This is a genomic window from Brevibacterium pigmentatum, assembly GCF_011617465.1.
Lineage (GTDB): Bacteria > Actinomycetota > Actinomycetes > Actinomycetales > Brevibacteriaceae > Brevibacterium > Brevibacterium pigmentatum.
This window is the reverse complement of record NZ_CP050153.1, coordinates 2,467,135-2,485,922: the sequence shown is the minus strand read 5'-3', so window position 1 is coordinate 2,485,922 and position 18,788 is coordinate 2,467,135. Positions and strand designations below refer to the sequence as shown.

Below are 18,788 nucleotides of genomic sequence, written 5' to 3'. Positions count from 1 at the left end.
CCGTGAACCGTGTGGCTCACGGCGCTAGACCGGAGTGCCCCACCTGCCACTGAGATGTTCAGCCAAGGAGTTGGCCTTATCAATTATGCTTCGTTGCCAGGGCTGAATTTCGTGAGAGGGAAGCCCCTCATAGATTTTGAACGGGTCTTCGACATCGGTTTGAGCACCGGAAAGAGCTTGCAGGACCGCCAGGCCGCAGAACGGGACCTGGACCGGAGAGTATCCGCCTTCATGAGAAAACACGACCCGTCCCGAGCACACGCTGTCTGCGATCTCGACAAGTCTCGTCGCGATGGCGTGAAATCCCTGTGATGTGACAGTCATGTGGCCGAGCGGATCGAGTACCCCGGGGTCGAAACCACTCGAGACCATGATCAGATCGGGCTTCATCGCTGCGGCGGCTGGTGCCACCACTCGATCAATTGCCTCGAGGTAGGCTTGATTCCCGCAGCCCGCGGGAAGCGGGACGTTGATGCAGCTGCCACGCGCCTCATCTCCGCCGGTTTCCTCCAGCTCGCCGCCTTGCGGAGGGAAGAGGCGCTGCTGATGAATTGAAAGAGTTACTGTATTGGGGTCGTCCCAGTATATTGACTGAGCGCCGTTGCCGTGGTGGACGTCATAGTCGACGATGAGCACGCGTTCTACGCCGTATTCGCGACGCGCGTGCTCGATCGCAATCGGCACATTGGCGAGCAGGCAGAACCCGATGCCATTCCCGCGTTCGGCATGGTGTCCGGGTGGACGCACGAGCGCGTAGGCGTTGTCGACGTCCCCTCGCATCACTGCATCGGTAGCGGCAATCGTTCCACCTGCTGCGAGTCGTGCGATATCATAGCTTCCGTGGCCGAACGGAGTAGTTCCGTCTCCGCCGTCGCCTCCGAGCGTGGCGCTTTCCTTCTTAATTCGCTTGATGTAGTCCGCCTCGTGTATCGCCAGTATGGCTTCTTGTGATGCGGGTTCGGCTTTGATCCGCACTAGTTGGTCAAGGAGGCCCGAGACTTCCACCAGGCCAGCGAGACGAGATTTGGACTCTGAGTTCTCAAATGTGCGGTAGGGCTGGGCGTACTCGGTGGGGTAGGGGAATCCGGCTCGCGTTCCTGTGTCGTGCCAGGCGAAGATCTCGTGCCAGATGTAACCGGTCTTTCGAACAGCTGGAGTGGTGGTTGCCATGGTGTTCCTTTCGGCGGTGTGATTGAGCGTTGGACGTTAGTCTGCGGCGAACATACTGGAGCGTTCAGGTCTCCCGTTCACGAACAGGTTGTGGAGCGCCTGCGTCCGATTTGAGATGAGCGAAGACTCCGTCGATTCGGGCGTTTTCGCTAGTGCGGTTCGGCCGAATGAACGAGACGGCCAGATAGACGACCACATTGACGAACAGGCCAGCGATGCCAGGGGTGATGCCTTCGAGCCATGGAATCGAAGTCGGGTAAATCGCGGCCAAGATCGAAGCGGTGACGAATCCGGTGACCATTGCGGACACTGCAGCTGCTGGGGTACCGCGCTTCCAGAACACGCCTAGAAACAGAGTGGGAGCCAGTTGCACAATGCCTTCGTAGGATAGGAGTGCCAGACGGATAAGACCATTCGAGACTTCGGCGGTGGCGATCGCGAAGATTGCGGAGACTGCGCACAGGACCGCGACTGAGATCTTGCCGACTAACGCAGAGGTGATCCGCTTCCTCCGAACGACACCGACGATGTCGTTTGCTGTTTGGGTGCCCAGCGCCTGAAGGTTGCCGCCGACATTTCCCATCGTTCCTGCGATGACGCAGAGGCCGGCCAGGGTCAAGATGATGGGACCGCCATTTTCCGCGGCGATTAGCCACACCAGGTCGCTGGATTCGGCGACTCCCGGGAGTGTCGAGGCCAAAATTGCCGCGATGGTGACTGCTGTTCCGAAAAAGAAGATGATCGGAGCCGCTTGGACCGCAGACTTTCTGATGACCGTTGTGCTCTTCGAGGTGAACAATCGGATGAAGATGTCGGGCCAACTCCAGGCGCCCAGTCCGCCGGTGAGGACGATGCAAAAGAAGTAGAGGCCACCGAGGTCACTGCCGGGATCGGGCAGAGAGAAGAACGAAGGGTCTACCTCCGAGACGCCGTGATCGTGGGCCGCCAGCCAGATGATGAGGCCTACAGCAAGCACCGTGCCGATTCCATAGGCGACGATTCCTTGAACCATGTCGCTGACCACAAGGCCTCGGGCGCCGAATCTTACCGTCCAGATCTGCCTGACGATGATCACTGCGATGCCTATGTAGACGGCTACTGTTGCGGGAACCAATCCGAAGGAGAGGAAGGAGAACACGTAGGTCAGCGATTGCATGCCGAGCACCACCCAAGGAAGGGAAGCGACAATCCCGATTACTGCGGCGGTGAATCTTACGGAATTGGACCCATATCGGAAGCCGAGAAGGTCGGCTTGGGTCCGCAGATCGAATTTCTTTCCCCACATGTGGACAGGCTTGGCGAGGAAGAACATCAGCAGCACGGCAATGAGTGAGTAGGGAACGAAGTAGTACCCGACCAAACCGGATGACGCGGCCAATCCTGCGAACGAAATGAAGATTGTGCCAGGCAGCCAGGTGTTGACGAAGGCCATTGTGGAATAGAACGAGCCGAACGAGCGCCCAGCGGTGGCGTACTCGCTGAAGTTAGTCGTCGCCTTTGCCCTTCTGCTTCGCTCGAGGACGAAAACGATGAGCAAGAACAGGACCAGGACGCCACCGTAGCCGATGAGGATATTCATGCTTCACCTTCCGCTCTGCGATTGATGTGACTGATAAGAGGCAACGATGCGGTGACGATTGCGCTCGAAAGCACGAGGGAGATCAGGGCATAGGCTGGATTGAGGCTAGCCAGGCTCCAATGCAGCGGTGGAAACAGGAGGAGTGCGAAGTCGATGATTACGACCCAAACTATGGCGGTTCGTGCAATGCGGGTTGGCGGCCGAATGTCGAAGTTCATGAAGGGACCCTTCCGAGAAACATGGAGTTGCCGACGCTTATCAACAGTGACGGAACGTTCCGGCATGGCTCAAACGTTACCTACATCACACCCAAAGTCAAGGTTGCATCTGAAAGTCGATGTAAGTTGATCACATGGACTACTCCCCAGCGGGTGCTAATGCTCACCACGAGAGACAACGACGACATTTCCATGCCCCGAGGCGATAGAACCGGACCGCCGCGCCCGACGCTAGTGGGACTCGCGACCCACCTGGGTCTCTCCAAAACCACCGTCTCCGACGCGCTGGCTGGTCGCGGCCGGATGTCAGCTGCGACGAGAGATCGAGTGCAGCAAGCTGCGAAAGAACTCGGGTATAGGGGAAATCGAATCGCCCGAGGGCTCCGGAGCGGACGGTCGAATGCGATCGGGCTCTACATCCCCCTGCAGGTACGCAGCTTCGGCTACTTTATGGAATTCGCACACGGTGCGACGGCTGCAGCGGCCCAAATCGACTGCGATCTGCTTCTGATCGCTCGAGATCCGAGCACGACTGCCGGGGCCTTACCCCAGGTGGACGCGGTCATCGTCGTCGACCCGATTGGCGATGATCCGGCGCTAGCGGCATTTATCGACTCGGATCTACCAGTGGTGACTGCTGGGCGGGTTTTGGGCCCGAAGCAGTCGCAAGTTGATGCAACGGTCCAAGCGGACCATCGTGGAACGGCGGCGAAGGTTGCCGGTCTACTGCATCAACGCGGTCACGGTCGGATTGCGCTTGTCTGCAGCGATGCAAAGTTTCAGTCTTCAGCGACAAAAGACATGTGCGACGGATATCGTGACTACTGTCATGAATTCGACGTGGGGCCGAGTGAGCACCCGTTACCGATCACCGCTAGTGACCATGAGATTCATTCCGTCGTCCGGAGAATCGTCACCGACCCTCAGATCGGTGGAATTGTGTTTGGTCCACAGGGATTTGCCCAACGTGCACTTGTTGAGATCACGAAATCCGGACGAAATCCAAATACCGATATCGCGATAGGTTCGCTTGTTAGCAGCGCATATGCCGCCGATGCGAATGAATCCGTCGTGGCAGTGAATCTTCGCGCCGCAGATTTCGGGGCGCGCGCGGTCGAGATTGTTGCCCAGGTACTAAACGGTGTGCGCTTTCTTCCATCAGAAGTCGTTACTCACTCGGTAGAGATAACCTCTAGATAGGGAAGCGAAGCGCTGATGCGTCGTTGCGCGTGTATCTGACCTGAGTTCCACAACTTTAGTGGCAGTACATCACCAGGCACAAAGGTCCTCGAGTTCTGCCCCAATCACCGTCCACGACTGGTGCCGACGGAACGGTAGACGGCTGGTCCGTAGCACCGCTGTCCGCAGGATCGCCCGCAATCACGTCGGACACGCGGACTAGGGCTCCGCCTACGGTTGCCAGTCTGATCACCGCCAGGCGGCAAGAGGGGATCACGAAACTTTTCGCAGACCGAAGCTTGAGCACTTTCAAAGGCACCTGGACTTCACCATCCGCCCAGACAGCGTCAGCGCCTAGAACACCATCGACCGCGGAGACGGTGTGAAGCTCCTCCAGCCGGTCGTCGACGCCCTGACAGCGAGGCAGCCACCAGGGCTGGGCAGCTCAGGCGGCTGGACTCTATAGAGTCCAGCCGCTGATGTTTTCGCGATCTTCACCCAGCCGGGACGTCAGGTGGCCTAATCGGGGCCGTTAACAGCAGACTCCAGCATCTGCGGGAATCGGCACTAGGAGTTCGAAACTTCGCCCACTACGTTGCCAGACTTCTCTTCGAGTCCGGTGAGCCCAGACCGGACCTACACTCTCAATTACGGCACGCCCGATAATTGTCATAGGACGCGAGTCTCTGCGCTTCGCCAACGCTATGCCCACTAGGACGCTACTACTTATCTCAGTATCTCGTACGAAGGGACGCGCCGCTCCCCTCATTCCAAAGACAGAGCACATTATGGATCCGAATCGGTTGCCTACGGAGTGCCCCTTGCGCACATCCGGTCTCTCTTGGCCCGGTCAGGCCCACGATTCCGCACAAATGCAGCCCCCTACTTGCGGCGAGCTTCAGGACGAAGCATAGAGCACATCGGATGTCCGCGGGTGTCGACGTGGGGGCAAGATATCGACCACGACTTTTGGCAAGGCTGGTGCACCGCCTACTACACGAACTTCGATATCAGGAATCCTCAATCTCATCTAGAAGCTTGGGCAATTATGCATCGTCTGGGACATGCCTAACGGGCTGACCACTTAGTCGAACACGCCGAGCGGCAAGATCTTCCTGGCTGTCAACCCAGCCGTCGCCGTCGTCGAAGGCGCTCCCTTCGTCAACCACCCGCTTCAGTCTCTGTAACGCCTGAGGCAAGCGCCGCGTCCCCGACCTCAGCCCGAGTGGCTTCATGCCCAAACATACTGACACAGCTACTGCTCTCAATTGTCGGGCCGCCACATAGCTCTCCAGTAAGTCGCCACATACCTACTTCTGAGGCGCACCTGACTGTCGTGTCTACCGCGTTGGCCGTGTCGAGATTTATGCAGGCCGCGACTGGGGCGTCGTTGAAGAAGATCATCACGAGTTTGCGGCCGTTGCGGGAGTTCACCGGGCGCGTGGGTGGGCAGGACATCACGTTCGCGCCGGGAGTACCTGAGGCCGTCGAGAACATGCGCAAGGCGCTGGGAAAGTCGTAAATTCGGCTGTCAGCGGCGGGTAACTAAAGTTGTGCTACTCAGGTGAGACGCCTGTGCGCTTGTCGTGCAAGTGTGTGCGACGTGTTGTTCCAGGTCAAAGCTCTACACACAACCTTCGAGTAAGTTAAATCGACGAAGCTCCCGAATTCTCCCGCGACGTCCTCGAAGCACTGCGACAGCCGATGGAATCCCGTCGCGTCCACATCCACCGGGCCTGGGGTTCGATGGTGCTTCCGGCGTCCTTCCAGCTCATCATGGCCGCGAACCCGTGCCCCTGCGGGGTTGGGATGGCTGGAGCCGGCGCGGACTGCCGGTGTACGCCCTTGGACAAACGCCGCTATCGCAATCGGCTGTCCGGGCCACTCCTCGACCGAGTCGACCTGCAGCTCGAACTGTTCCCCGTCTCTCCCGCCGACATCCGGCTCGGCGGGGATCAGGAGTCGAGCACCATGGTGGCCGCTCGCGTGCTCGAAGCGCGGAATCGGCAGGCGGAACGCTTCGCCGACTGTGACTGGAGACTCAATGCCGAAGCGCCCGGAACCTGGCTGCGCGAGCACTTCGCCCTCACACCGGTCGACCTGGCCGATCTTGATCGGGCGCTCGACACCGGCCGGATCACCATGCGCGGCTATGACAGGGTGCTGCGCGTTGCGACGACGCTGGCGGATCTGGCTGGGAAGCCCGGACCCGACCCGGACACGATGAGAATGGCGCTCGCCCTGAGGACACAGGAGTCATGACCGTGAACACACACGAAGACGTCCGCGGGGCCATCGCCTCGCTCCTGCGCATCGGCGAACCCGGCGACGGTCTGCTCAAACGGCTCGTCGACGGGATCGGTCCGGTTGCCGCCCACACGATCGTCGTGGCCGTCGGCCGTGGCGAGACCACGGCTCACGAAGCCGTGCAGGGCCTCGCCGCCACGGGCACCGAGGCGGCCGAACATGGGCAGATGTCGGAGGCCATCGACCGGTGGGCAGTGAGAGCTGGGGACGCCGTGACGAGAGGGAATGATCTGGACATGGTCGCGAGGGTCGGCGGTCGTCTGGTCATTCCCGAAGACGAGGAGTGGCCCGGAATGCTCGATGACCTTGGTCCCGCAGCACCGTTGGGGCTGTGGGTGCGGGGAGTCGCCTCGCTCAGCACCGTGCTGAGTCGCGCCGTCGCCGTCGTTGGTGCCAGGGCGGCCAGCAACTACGGAACCAAATGCGCCTCCGACCTTGCCTGGGATCTTGCCGCTCGAGGAATCACCGTCGTGTCCGGTGGTGCGTTCGGAATCGATGCGGCCGCTCACCGTGCCGCCATTGCGCGCGAAGCACCGACGGTGGCATTCATGGCTGGGGGAGTCGACCGTTTCTACCCGGCGGCGAATGCCGAACTGTTCGACCAGATACTCGCCACCGGTGCCATCGTGTCCGAGACGGCTCCGGGAATGACGCCGATGCGCCACCGGTTTCTGCTGCGCAACAGACTCATCGCCGCCTCCTCGCAGGTGAGTGTCATCGTCGAAGCCGGTTGGCGCAGCGGGGCCCTCAACACCGCCCGGCATGCCCTTGAACTCTCCCGGCAGGTCGCGGCCTTCCCCGGATCCGTGTATTCGGCGTCCTCGACCGGGGCGCACAGACTCGTGCGAGAACACGAAGCGGAACTCGTCACCTGCAGCGACGATGTCATCGCGCTCATGGACGATGACTCTCCGGCCCTCTTCTCAGCGACCGCAGACGGTGCTGCTTCGGAGAACGGAGACCATCCGTCGAAAGCTGACCCCCGTGAAGCGCTCGACGAGAGGGAGAAGATCTGCCTGAATGCGCTGACCGTGTCGAAGCCGCTCGACGTCGGGACCATCGCCTCCCGGGCGGGACTGACGATCGCCGATGCGCTCAACTCCCTGAGTGCACTCGACCTGGCTGGTTTGGCCGAGCGCCGCGACACAGGGTGGGTGAAGCTGCACAAGTCTCGAGGCTGAACCGGATCGTCCGCGTATCCTGGGGACGTGAGCACATCATCGACCGTCGCCGAGGTGGTGGCCGGCTATTCCGACCACCTGCGGTCTCGTGATGTCTCCGAGCACACCGCTCGTGCCTATATCGCCGACGTCTCCGATTTTCTCGATCACGCCGTGCACTCGACGAAGCTCCGCCGCGGGACCGCGGGAGGAGCGACAACGCGTGCGTCGGAACAGGCTCCGAATGATAGCGGTCAGCGTTCGCCGGACGGCGTTGGAGCCTCTCAGCGGGCCCCAGGTACACGTATTGATCTGGCCAACATCGAACTCGATGATCTGCGGTCGTGGCTCATCGCCCTCGATGATGCCGGTGCCGCGAAATCGACGGTGGCCCGCAAGATCGCTGCCGTGCGCTCCTTCTTCGCCTTTTGCGTGAGCAATCTGGACCTGCAGAACAACCCTGCCGCACGCCTGCGGACACCGAAGAAGGACTCCCGTCTGCCCACAGTGCTCAAACCGAAGCAGGCGGCCGACCTCATCTCCGCTGCCGAGAGATCCCGCGATGCTCAACGCGACACCGGGCAATCACGGTCGGATGGTTTCGCCCGCAGCGGCACAGAGACAGACGACGCCTCGGCCGAGGGGAAGCCTGATCCGCTCTCAGCGGCCAAACGCATTCGCGATTCCGCGATCCTCGAAATGCTCTACGCCACCGCCGTGCGCGTCTCGGAGCTGACCGGACTCGACCGCAGCGATATCGATCACCGGGCATCGATGATCACTGTGCTCGGCAAGGGCAACAAGGAACGTCGCGTTCCGTTCGGAACCCCGGCACGCCGGGCCCTCGACGACTGGCTCGCCACCCGCGAACTGTTCGTCGGTCCCCACAGCGGCGACGCACTGTTCCTCGGCGTCCGTGGGCGACGCATCGGTGCGCGGCAGGTGCGCGAACTCGTTCATCGGTACGGCTCTGACGACCCCAGCGCCCCGGACATCGGACCACACGGGCTGCGACACTCGGCGGCCACTCATATGCTCGACCGCGGAGCCGACCTAAGGCAGATCCAGGAGCTGCTCGGCCACTCCACCATGAGCAGCACTCAGATCTACACGCACGTATCCATGCAGCGGCTGCAGGACACCTACCGTCGAGCACACCCCCGAGCCTAAGACTCACAGCGGTTCTCTACTTCCGGAATTCCCAATGCCACGGCTCGGGCAGCGACCCCGTCTGCCTCGCCCAGCCCGGATGGATCCACCCGAACTTCGGCGCATTCGCCCGCATCCACTGATGCTGCGCGGTGCCGAAGGAATTGATCCCGCTGCCGAGGTCGACCGCCAGCGCCCACCCATGATTCGACGTTCCCGGTGTCGCCGCCATCCGCCCCTTCCGCCGTTTGAGGATCACCTGCGTGGCGTAGTCCCGGTAGGCATCGGTGACGGAGATCGGGGCACCGAACCGAGCTTCGAACGCCGTCGAGAGCCGATCGAACGCCGCCTGAGCATCACAACGCAGCATCTGCCCGGGAGCCGTATTCAGCTGACACATCGCCGAGGCGGGAATCCGCCCATTGCTGTGACCGCCCCACGCCCCGGCACCGGAAGTGGTCGAATCCCCGCCGCCCTTCGGTTCTTTTGCAGGCTTGCGTGACAGCGGCAGCAATGCCGACTGCTCCTGACCGAAGAATTTGCCCGGGTCGACGTATCTCCTGTCGCTTGCGGCCGGCCATGCCCCGATATGCAGACATGAACGCTGACAGTGACCTCCGCTGCCCACCGTGCCGATCTGCTCACCGGCGGTGAAACTCTCACCCTTCTTCAGCGACGTTGCGGCCGGTTGGAAGGTGAGCACATGATCGGACTCGGTGAGGATGCTGACAGTGGCCACTCCCGCCACCGATCCTGCAAAGCGGACCGTCCCTCCCGTCGGAGCCCGCAGCGGCTCGCCCTCGAGAGCGAGCACGTCGATTCCACGATGTCCCTTGAGCCACGGCTTGTCCGGGGGATCGAAGGCTTCGATGGTCTCCATCGCCGGGACCGGAGTGACCCAATTCGTCGGAGCACTCCTCTGCGAACCGCTCTGCGCCGTTGTCGACACGGGCCCGGAAGCGGCGCTCGCCTCCGGGGGAGTGGTCGTGACCACCAGAGCCGCTGCGATGATCACGGCAAGAAGCAGTGAGTCTGGTGAGCGGAGGTCGGAGCGTCTCGTTCGGAGACGGAACAGCAGTCGGAGGCGGTCGAACGCGAAGAGAGACATAGGAGCATGCAACCCCATGGAGCACGGTCGAGTCACGGTAGAGAATCACCGCTGTGGACGAATCGTCTCCATCCACAGGGCTCCGACGTTCGAGTCAGACGACCGTCCACAGGAAACGGTGGCCCAGTGCACCGAAACGACGGCCACCCAGCTCACCACGACCGAAGCGAATCGTTCACAGCGGCGCACCCCGAAGCGAACGATCCACACCGGTCGACGCACGAGTCGATGCGGCGATGCGGGTCGGTGGGCCGCCTCGGCGAGGGATCGATCTCGATTGGAAATGGCTTGCCCCACCGGGATAGACTTAAGCCCAGCAGAAGCGTGTCTTCTGACTACGCGTATCCGAATTCTTCTCCTTCCCATGGTGCAGGCAGCCGTCAGGTGTGCCTGTGGGGCGGACGAACCGGGTACCAGGAATCAACCGAAAATGTCATCGACGCAACATCTGATCGAATCGACGCGAATCCGCGGCGAGGACGATCAGGCGCGCGCGTGACGTAAAAGCACCCTCGGGTGCACAGAAAGGAGGGCGTCGGCATGGCCGTCGTCACCATCCGCCAGCTGCTCGACAGCGGCGTTCACTTTGGACACCAGACCCGTCGTTGGAACCCGAAGATGAAGCGCTTCATCTTCACCGAGCGCAACGGCATCTACATCATCGACCTGCAGAAGTCGCTGGGCTACATCGACAACGCCTTCGAATTCGTCAAGGAGACCGTGGCCCACGGCGGCTCGATCCTCTTCGTCGGGACCAAGAAGCAGGCCCAGGAATCCATCGCTGAGCAGGCTCAGCGCGTGGGTCAGCCCTACGTCAACCAGCGTTGGCTCGGCGGTATGCTCACGAACTTCCAGACCATCTCGATGCGTCTGCGCCGCCTCAAGGAACTCGAAGAGATCGACTTCGACGACGTTGCAGGTTCCTCGCACACCAAGAAGGAACTGCTCATCCTGCGTCGCGAGAAGGACAAGCTCGAGAAGACCCTCGGCGGCATCCGCGACATGCAGCGCACTCCGTCTGCCGTCTGGATCGTCGACACCAAGAAGGAACACCTCGCGGTCGACGAAGCCAAGAAGCTGGGCATTCCGGTCATCGGCATCCTCGACACCAACTGCGACCCGGACGACGTCAACTACCCGATCCCGGGCAACGACGACGCCATCCGCTCGGTCTCGCTGCTGACCCGCGTGGTCGCCGACGCCGTGGCCGAGGGCCTCATCGCCCGCCACTCCTCGGATGACGCCGGCGGCGAGAAAAACGTCTCCGCTGTCGAGCCCATGCCCGAGTGGGAGCGCGAGCTCCTCGAAGGCACGTCCGAGGAGAAGCCCGCCGAGGCTGCTGCTCCGGCCGATGAAGCCGCTCCTGCTGCTGAGGCCGAAACCGCTGAAGCTGCCGACTCCACCGAGTCGACCGAGTCCTGATTTCGTTTAACTCCACCATCCTGAGGAGAAAGAATGGCAAACTACACTGCCGCTGATATCAAGGCACTGCGCGAGAAGACCGGCGCGGGAATGATGGACGTCAAGAAGGCTCTCGACGAGTCCGACGGCGACCAGGCGAAGGCCATGGAGGCCCTGCGCATCAAGGGCCTCAAGGGCGCCACCAAGCGCGAAGGCCGCTCGACCTCCGACGGTCTGGTCGCGACCTCCGTCGAAGGCGGAGTCGGCACCATGATCGAGCTCAACTCGGAGACCGACTTCGTGGCGAAGTCCGAACCGTTCGTCAAGCTCTCGGAAGAGGTCCTCGGACTGGCCGTGGCGAACAAGGCCGATTCGGCCGAGTCGCTGCTCGCCGCTGAGACCGACGGCAAGCCCGTCTCCCAGTTCATCACCGAATCCGGTGCCTCCCTGGGTGAGAAGGTCGACCTGCGTCGCGTGGGTCGCCTCGAGGGCGCCAAGATCGCCTCCTACCTGCACCGCACCAACAAGGACCTGCCCCCGCAGGTCGGCGTGCTGCTGGCATTCGAGGGTGACGACGAGACCGTGGCACACGATGTCGCCGTGCACATCGCCGCCATGGCCCCGAAGTACTTCTCCCGCGAAGACGTTCCCGCCGATCTCGTCGAGAACGAGCGTCGCATCGCCGAAGACACCGCGAAGAACGAAGGCAAACCCGAGCAGGCTCTGCCGAAGATCGTCGAAGGTCGCGTCAACGGCTTCTTCAAGGAGAACTGCCTGCTCGACCAGGGATTCGCCAAGGATCCCAAGCAGTCCGTGGCCAAGGTGCTCGAGGCTGCCGGCGTCAAGGCAACCGGCTTCCTGCGCTACCGCGTCGGAGCCTGATACACCACTGACCGTGAAGCGGATACGTCTCTGCTTCCGAGGTTCAGCGCGTGAGTGAGAACTCACCCGAGGAGCGGGGTCGGACCAATCGGTCCGGCCCCGTTTTTCGCTAGACTGTCCCAGACGCCCGATCACAGTGAAGATCCCACCGGGCACAGACCTGCCCGCACGGAAGAAGGACTCCATGACAAGCACCCCAGTTCACGAATCCAGCTACGCCAGTCGAGCGGTGCGCACTCATCGCCGCCGTGTTCTGCTCAAGCTCTCCGGCGAGGTCTTCGGCGGCGGCAAGATCGGCGTCGACCCCGACGTCGTGGCCGCTGTCGCCCGTGAGGTCGCTCCCACCACCGAGGATGTCGAGGTCAGCATCGTCGTCGGCGGCGGCAACTTCTTCCGCGGCGCCGAACTCTCCCAGCGCGGCATGGACCGCACCCGTGCGGACTACATGGGCATGCTCGGCACTGTGATGAACTGCCTGGCTCTGCAGGACTTCCTCGAGCAGACGGGCGTCGACACCCGCGTGCAGACCGCGATCCCGATGTCGCAGGTCGCCGAATCCTATATTCCCCGCCGCGCCATGCGTCATATGGAGAAGAACCGCGTCGTCATCTTCGGCGCCGGAGCCGGACTCCCGTACTTCTCCACCGACACCGTGGCCGCCCAGCGCGCGCTCGAGGTCCACGCCGATGAGGTCCTCATCGCCAAGAACGGTGTCGACGGCGTCTACACCGCCGACCCCAAGGTCGACCCGAACGCCGAGAAGATCGCCGAGATCAGCTACCAGGACGCCCTGCAGCGCGGCCTCAAAGTCGTCGATGCGACCGCCTTCAGCCTGTGCATGGACAACAAGCTGCCGATGCACGTCTTCGGTATGGAAGGCGAGGGCAACCTGCGCAAAGCCATCATCGGTGAGAAGATCGGCACGGTCGTTCACTGAGACCCATCCCGCCGAGGCGGTTCATCCCACCGAGGTGGCCCGGCCCTGACCGCAGGTCGATCCCGACAGCGTTGAACCGCTGACAACGAGGCGGCCTGCCGCCGCACATCCACGCAGGTGAGAACATTCCTGCGAAGATTCGGTGCGGCATTTTCCAGCGATGACCCATAGAATGAACTCAAAGCTTTAAGAGATGGAAAGAGGCAACCGTGATTGAAGAGACACTGGCCGAAGCCAGAGAGAAGATGGACAAAGCCGTCGAATTCACGCAGGACGACTTCGCGTCGATCCGCACCGGCCGCGCCAACCCCGCACTGTTCGCCGATATCGAGATCGACTACTACGGTGCCCCGACGCCGCTGCAGCAGCTCGCCTCGTTCCAGACGCCCGAGGCACGCACGATCCTCGTGACCCCCTATGACAAGGGCACGCTGAACGACATCGAGAACGCTCTGCGCAACTCCGACATCGGTGCGAACCCCGCCAACGACGGCAACGTCATCCGCGTCGTCCTCCCGGACCTCACCGAGGAACGCCGCAAGGAATACGTCAAGATCGTCAAGGGCAAAGCCGAAGACGGCAAGGTCTCCATCCGCAACATCCGCCGTCACGCCAAAGAGACGCTCGAACGGATCAAGAAGGACGGCGAAGCCGGCGAGGACGAGGTCACTCGCAGCATCTCCGAACTCGACGATCTGACGAAGAGCAAGGTCGAAAGCGTCGATAAGCTGCTTGCGCAGAAGGAAGCTGAGCTGCTCGAGGTCTGATGATCGCAGTGACAGGGTCCGACAGCCCCGCGACAGATCCGGCTCCCTTCGGGGAGCCGGATCCGTCAGGCGAGGCCGCGCGGTCAGAGACCCCTTTCCCCAGACGTCGAGATCTGCGCAACTCGGACAAGCCGTATTCGCCTGACGACCCGGAGTCGAACCCCACCGCCGAGGCGGCCGCGGCCGAAAGCGAACCAGAGCAGAAGGACTACGGTCGGGCCGGACGCAACCTGCCGGCCGCGATCGGCATGGGGCTGCTCATCGGCGGAGTAGTGCTGGCATCCCTGATCTTCCTGCCGATCTCCTTCCTCTTCATCGTCCTCATCGGCATCGTCGCCGCAATGTGGGAGCTGGCGAACGCGCTGTCACGCTCCGGTTCCCTCGTCTCCCGCGTGCCCACAATGGTATCGGCCGCCTGTATGGTCGTCGCCACCTTCATCGGCGGCCGCGAAGCCCTCTGGGTCACCTTCGCCGCCAGCGCCGGAGCGGTCATGCTCTTCACGATGGTCGAGCGCCGGAAGAACGCAGTCAAAGACGTCTCGCTCTCCCTCTTCGCCCTTACCTACGTCGGCCTCATGGCCTGCTTCATCGTCTACATCCTCACCCAGCCGGACGGCAATTTCTTCGTCATCATCTTCCTCTCCGCCGTCGTCGCCTCCGACACCGGCGGCTACGTCTTCGGCGTGTTGTGGGGCAAACACCCCATCGCCCCGCGGATCTCCCCGAAGAAGTCCTGGGAGGGCTACCTCGGCTCCACCGTCTTCGCCGCAGTCGTCGCGACGATCCTGGCGGTCGCGGTCGTCGGGGCCCCGTTCTGGACCGGTCTGGTCATCGGTGCCGTCATCCCCGCTTTCGCCACCCTCGGCGATTTCAGCGAATCGATGATCAAACGCGACCTCGAACTCAAGGACATGGGCACCTTGCTGCCCGGCCACGGCGGTGTGATGGACCGACTCGACTCGATCCTGCCGACAGCTCCCGTTGCGCTCGTCCTCTTCTCGGTGCTGCCCGGCTACCTCTGACCTGCCCGGCTGACACCGACTCGTCTGGCCGACTCCGCCCAGGGCCTGGTTCGCACGCGCCCCGTTCTCATCCCGCCCGACGTGGCGGCTCACACACGACAGCCGCGCGGCGAACATGAGACAATGGCCGTGTGAGTTCTCAAGCAGGCAGAAGGCAGACCAGGCCCGTCGTCGAACATGCCGACGGCACGACATCGAAGACCCCGATGCGCGATGGCCGTCCCCTTCTCAACTTCAAGTCCGCACGGGTCAAGCAGCCGCCTCAGCATCTGGCCGATATGACGATGGACGAACGCATCGACGCGGTCAAGGAGATGGGGCTGCCCGCGTTCCGGGCCAAACAGATCTCCACCCACTACTTCAGCCACTACGTCACCGACACCGAGGCGATGACGGACCTGCCCAAGGACAAGCGGGCTGAGATCCAGGAGCGGTTCTTCCCGCACCTGCTCACCGAGGTACGCCGCCTGCGCACCGAGAACGGCGACACCATCAAGTTCCTGTGGCGCCTCTTCGACGGAGCTCTCGTCGAGTCCGTGCTCATGCGCTATCGCAACCGCGTCACGCTGTGTGTGTCCAGCCAGTGCGGCTGCGGAATGAACTGCCCGTTCTGCGCCACCGGACAGCAGGGTCTGACCAGGAACATGTCCACGGCCGAGATCGTCGAACAGGTCGTCCGCGCCAACCAGGTCATCGCCGCCGGCGAACTCTCCGAGGCTCCGAAGTCGGATATGCCCGGTGCCGGCGAGACCGCGCTCGGCGCGGAAGCCGACGATGACGATGCGGCGGGGGAGTCCGCATTCGACGGGGAGGTCACGGCCACCTCGGCGAGCGGTCCCGAACGGGTCTCGAACATCGTCTTCATGGGCATGGGCGAACCCCTGGCCAACTACAAGCGAGTGATGAACGCGGTACGCCGATTCGTCGGACCCACGCCCGAAGGATTGGGCATGTCGGCTCGGCGGATCACGATCTCCACGGTCGGCCTGGTGCCCGGCATCAACAAACTCGCCGCCGAGGACATCCCCGTCACCTTCGCGCTCAGCCTCCACGCGCCCGATGACGAACTGCGCGACGAGATGATCCCGGTCAATACGCGCTGGAAGGCCGACGAGGCCATCGACGCCGCCTACAACTACTACCAGGTGACCGGGCGGCGAGTGAGCATCGAATACGCGCTCATCAAGGACATGAACGACCACGCCTGGCGCGCCGAACTGCTGGCGAAGAAACTCAACGCCCGCGGACGCGGCTGGGTCCACGTCAACCCGATCCCGCTCAACCCGACGCCGGGCTCGGTGTGGACAGCCTCCGAACCGGAAGTCGCCGACGAATTCGTCCGCCGCCTCGTCGATCAGGGCATCCCGACGACGATCCGCGATACCCGCGGCTCCGACATCGACGGCGCCTGCGGACAGCTCGCCGCAGCCGACTGATCGACGCCCGGAACGACGTCCGGATCGGCATCAGCTGACCGCGGCCACGCAATTTCAGCGGCTTCCATCTAAGATGGTGGAAACACCACAGCCACTCGCTTCTGGAGGAGACATGGCGGACACGACTTTCCCTCGAATGTCCGGTTGGAAGAACGGATACGACCCCAAGCAGGTCGACAGCTTCTTCAAGCGCGCACGTGAGTCCTTCGAACGGCCGACGCCGCAGCCCGGCGACCTCGATTCCCGGGCGGTGCGCACGGTCGGCTTCGATCTCGTCCGCAAGGGCTACCACGTCGCCGTCGTCGATGCCGCACTCGACCGTCTCGAAGACGCATTCGCCAAGCAGGCGCGCGATCGTCTGATCGCGCAGTCCGGTCAGGACGCCTGGGTCTCCGAGCTCACTCGTGTGGCCGCGTCCTTGCGGGGACGCCTCGTCCGCGAACCAGGAGAGCGCTTCGACAACCCGCCTCCCGGGGTCATCGGCTACGACATCACCCAGGTCGACGACATGTGCGACAAGGTCAACTCATACTTCACGCAGGGCGTGGCGATGAGCGTCGATCAGGTCCGCCGCGTGCTGTTCAAGACCGCGAAAGGCAAGAAGGCATACAACGAGGACCAGGTCGATGCGTTCATCGACCGCGTCGTCGAAGTGATGGCCTCCGTTGACTGATTTCCACTACTTCGCGGTCCCGACCGCGACCGATCCCGGCACACTCAACCCGGTGTACGAATTCCTCGACTTCCCGATCGCGATGGGCAAGGCCGAAGACATCGTGCTGACCGGTCCGGCTCCGGAGAAACCGCTCGTCGACGGCCGTGAAGTCACGGACCCCCGCCTGATCAAGGCGCTGTCTGTTCCCGTCGAACTCGATCGCGCCGAGGTGCTCGACCGCAGTTCGAAGCTCGCCGGAGTGCTGCGTGCGATGGGCGTGGTTCCGGAGTCCGGAGCCACGCTCACCCTCGCCGAGGATGTCCCACCCCTGGCGCGGGCGCTCGGACTGCTCGCTGCCGCCCGGATCGGACTCGCCGTGGATCTGCGCGCCGGGACCGATGGAGCGACGCCCGGTGGCGGTGTCGACGGTGGCGGTGTCGACGGTGGCGGTGCTGGCGTTGGTGGCGGCGAAGGAGTCGGCACAGATTCTGCCCAGAACACGATCGTCCTGCACGGAATCGTCGCCGAACCGATCGAGCCGGGCCGTGCCTCAGTGCGGGTCACTCGTTCACGCTTCGAAGGTGTCGGCCTGACTATCGGCTCCGAGACCGCGAACCTCGACCAGGCGATGCGCGACTCCCGAGTCGAATTCGCCGCTGTCGTACCGCTGGCACCCGACCACACGCTGCTGCTCACCGACGACGGTGAGATCCCAGCCGGATCGAGCCTCGACTGGTACCGCAACGAGGTCCTCTCTGCCTCCTGAGGCCTGGCAGACCAGGGGCTTCGACCCGAGAGACGACATCGCCGCTCGGGCTGATCGGCGCTTCCCGCAGACCGTGGACACGCTGCGCGCGGCGGGCTGCGTCTTCGCCGAAGACGAAGCAGTGATCCTCCTTGAGGCGGCGGTCGCAACTGACTTCACTGGCTCCGCACCTGTCGTCGATGGCTCCGCGCCGAGACTCGATGGGCTGGTGGCTCGCCGTGTATCCGGTGAGCCCCTCGAGCAGATCGTCGGATGGGTCGACTTCGCCGGTTTGCGATTGAGTGTCCAGCCCGGAGTGTTTGTGCCACGGCAGCGGACAAGACTGCTGGCCGAACGCGCAGTGGCCGCCGTCAGGCAGCTGACCGACCAACGGGGGAGTGGCGCCGGACCAGGAGCGCAATCGGTCCCACAACCCATTGTGCTCGAAGCCTTCTGCGGGGCCGGTCCCGTCGCCGCCGTCGTGGCCGCCTTGGTGTCGGATGCGGTCATCCACCTCGGTGATGCCGACGAACAGGCTTTGCGGTGCGCCGTGACGAACATGGCTGCCTCTGCACAGGCAGGGGATTCCGGTGCCACCGTGGAAGGGCATGTCCTCGACTGTCTGCACGGACTGCCGGACGTGCTGCGCTGCGGCATTGACGTCATCGCGGCCGTTCCACCCTATGTGCCCGTCACAGCCGTCGACTTCCTGCCACGCGAAGCTCTCGACTTCGAACCGAGCACCGCTCTCTTCGGCGGATCGGACGGGCTCGACCTCGTCCGCCGTCTCATCACGGAGTCACTCGACTGGTTGGCTCCGGGCGGTGTGCTGCTCATCGAACTCGGACGGGATCAGGTCGCAGAAGCCACCGGATTCGCCACCGCGCGAGGGTTGGAAGTCCGGACCCACCTCGGCGAGGATGACCACACCGTCGTCCTCGAACTGCGACGGACACCTGCGGGCCACGGGAAATGACAACGGCCGGCTGAAATCGGGTGGTTTCAGCCGGCCCGGTTGCCTACCGACTGGTTCTAAATGCACGCGCACGGCCTTAAGGCTGCGCGCCTGCACG

General features: G+C 63.0%; 17 protein-coding genes and 1 pseudogene. 14 read left to right on the top strand and 4 right to left on the bottom strand.

The annotated features are described in order from the left end of the window. Window positions 1-24: 24 nt before the first annotated feature. The 3 genes from GUY30_RS11175 to GUY30_RS11165 form a co-directional block, all read right to left on the bottom strand. Window positions 25-1,170 carry a histone deacetylase-like amidohydrolase gene (locus tag GUY30_RS11175; protein ID WP_167197416.1) on the bottom strand — a complete coding sequence of 382 codons (1,146 nt, stop codon included), beginning with the start codon at window positions 1,168-1,170 and terminating at the stop codon, window positions 25-27. Window positions 1,171-1,234: 64 nt separating this feature from the next. Continuing rightward, the gene (locus tag GUY30_RS11170) at window positions 1,235-2,749 is read right to left on the bottom strand and encodes a sodium:solute symporter family protein (protein ID WP_167197413.1); all 1,515 of its coding nucleotides are present in this window, start codon (window positions 2,747-2,749) and stop codon (window positions 1,235-1,237) included. After that, window positions 2,746-2,967: a hypothetical protein gene (locus GUY30_RS11165; RefSeq protein WP_167197410.1), complete on the bottom strand. Its 222-nt coding sequence runs from the start codon at window positions 2,965-2,967 to the stop codon at window positions 2,746-2,748. Before GUY30_RS11165 ends, GUY30_RS11170 begins: the two co-directional genes overlap by 4 nt. Here GUY30_RS11165 and GUY30_RS11160 point away from each other — a divergent pair. From GUY30_RS11160 to GUY30_RS11145, 5 genes and pseudogenes are all read left to right on the top strand, one after another. Continuing rightward, the gene (locus GUY30_RS11160; RefSeq protein ID WP_323127750.1) at window positions 2,869-4,167 is read left to right on the top strand and encodes a LacI family DNA-binding transcriptional regulator; all 1,299 of its coding nucleotides are present in this window, start codon (window positions 2,869-2,871) and stop codon (window positions 4,165-4,167) included. The two genes, GUY30_RS11165 and GUY30_RS11160, sit on opposite strands and share 99 nt — an antisense overlap. A 1,297-nt stretch (window positions 4,168-5,464) precedes the next feature. After that, window positions 5,465-5,668 (top strand): annotated as a pseudogene (locus tag GUY30_RS18240) (IS1634 family transposase); the annotation flags it as partial. Between the two features lie 128 nt (window positions 5,669-5,796). Next, window positions 5,797-6,408: an ATP-binding protein gene (locus GUY30_RS11155; RefSeq protein ID WP_228281884.1), complete on the top strand. Its 612-nt coding sequence runs from the start codon at window positions 5,797-5,799 to the stop codon at window positions 6,406-6,408. After that, window positions 6,405-7,634, top strand: a complete 1,230-nt coding sequence (dprA, locus tag GUY30_RS11150; RefSeq protein WP_167197404.1) for a DNA-processing protein DprA — start codon at window positions 6,405-6,407, stop codon at window positions 7,632-7,634. The genes GUY30_RS11155 and dprA overlap by 4 nt, the downstream gene beginning before the upstream one ends. 27 nt (window positions 7,635-7,661) lie before the next feature. After that, window positions 7,662-8,783, top strand: a complete 1,122-nt coding sequence (locus tag GUY30_RS11145; RefSeq protein ID WP_167197401.1) for a tyrosine recombinase XerC — start codon at window positions 7,662-7,664, stop codon at window positions 8,781-8,783. A 16-nt stretch (window positions 8,784-8,799) separates the two neighbouring features. On the opposite strand, the gene GUY30_RS11140 is transcribed toward GUY30_RS11145, so the two are convergent. Next, window positions 8,800-9,870: a D-alanyl-D-alanine carboxypeptidase family protein gene (locus tag GUY30_RS11140; RefSeq protein ID WP_228281264.1), complete on the bottom strand. Its 1,071-nt coding sequence runs from the start codon at window positions 9,868-9,870 to the stop codon at window positions 8,800-8,802. Window positions 9,871-10,410: 540 nt separating this feature from the next. Here GUY30_RS11140 and rpsB point away from each other — a divergent pair. From rpsB to GUY30_RS11095, 9 genes are all read left to right on the top strand, one after another. Further along, a complete protein-coding gene (rpsB, locus tag GUY30_RS11135) occupies window positions 10,411-11,292 on the top strand; it encodes a 30S ribosomal protein S2 (RefSeq protein WP_167197397.1) in 882 nt (293 codons plus the stop codon). Window positions 11,293-11,325: 33 nt separating this feature from the next. Continuing rightward, window positions 11,326-12,153, top strand: coding sequence for a translation elongation factor Ts (tsf, locus tag GUY30_RS11130; protein WP_167197394.1), 828 nt, complete (start codon window positions 11,326-11,328; stop codon window positions 12,151-12,153). Between the two features lie 184 nt (window positions 12,154-12,337). Further along, window positions 12,338-13,090, top strand: a complete 753-nt coding sequence (gene pyrH, locus GUY30_RS11125) for a UMP kinase (protein WP_092012402.1) — start codon at window positions 12,338-12,340, stop codon at window positions 13,088-13,090. Between the two features lie 209 nt (window positions 13,091-13,299). Continuing rightward, entirely contained in the window at window positions 13,300-13,857 is a 558-nt protein-coding gene (gene frr / locus GUY30_RS11120; RefSeq protein ID WP_167197391.1) for a ribosome recycling factor, read from the top strand. After that, entirely contained in the window at window positions 13,857-14,879 is a 1,023-nt protein-coding gene (locus tag GUY30_RS11115) for a phosphatidate cytidylyltransferase (protein WP_167197388.1), read from the top strand. Before frr ends, GUY30_RS11115 begins: the two co-directional genes overlap by 1 nt. 131 nt (window positions 14,880-15,010) lie before the next feature. Continuing rightward, window positions 15,011-16,315, top strand: coding sequence for a 23S rRNA (adenine(2503)-C(2))-methyltransferase RlmN (gene rlmN / locus GUY30_RS11110; RefSeq protein WP_228281262.1), 1,305 nt, complete (start codon window positions 15,011-15,013; stop codon window positions 16,313-16,315). A gap of 112 nt (window positions 16,316-16,427) precedes the next feature. Continuing rightward, window positions 16,428-16,988: a DivIVA domain-containing protein gene (locus GUY30_RS11105; protein ID WP_025777300.1), complete on the top strand. Its 561-nt coding sequence runs from the start codon at window positions 16,428-16,430 to the stop codon at window positions 16,986-16,988. Next, a complete protein-coding gene (locus GUY30_RS11100) occupies window positions 16,981-17,736 on the top strand; it encodes a hypothetical protein (protein ID WP_167197385.1) in 756 nt (251 codons plus the stop codon). Before GUY30_RS11105 ends, GUY30_RS11100 begins: the two co-directional genes overlap by 8 nt. A 73-nt stretch (window positions 17,737-17,809) precedes the next feature. Next, window positions 17,810-18,691, top strand: coding sequence for a class I SAM-dependent methyltransferase (locus tag GUY30_RS11095; RefSeq protein ID WP_208091406.1), 882 nt, complete (start codon window positions 17,810-17,812; stop codon window positions 18,689-18,691). Window positions 18,692-18,788: the final 97 nt, after the last annotated feature.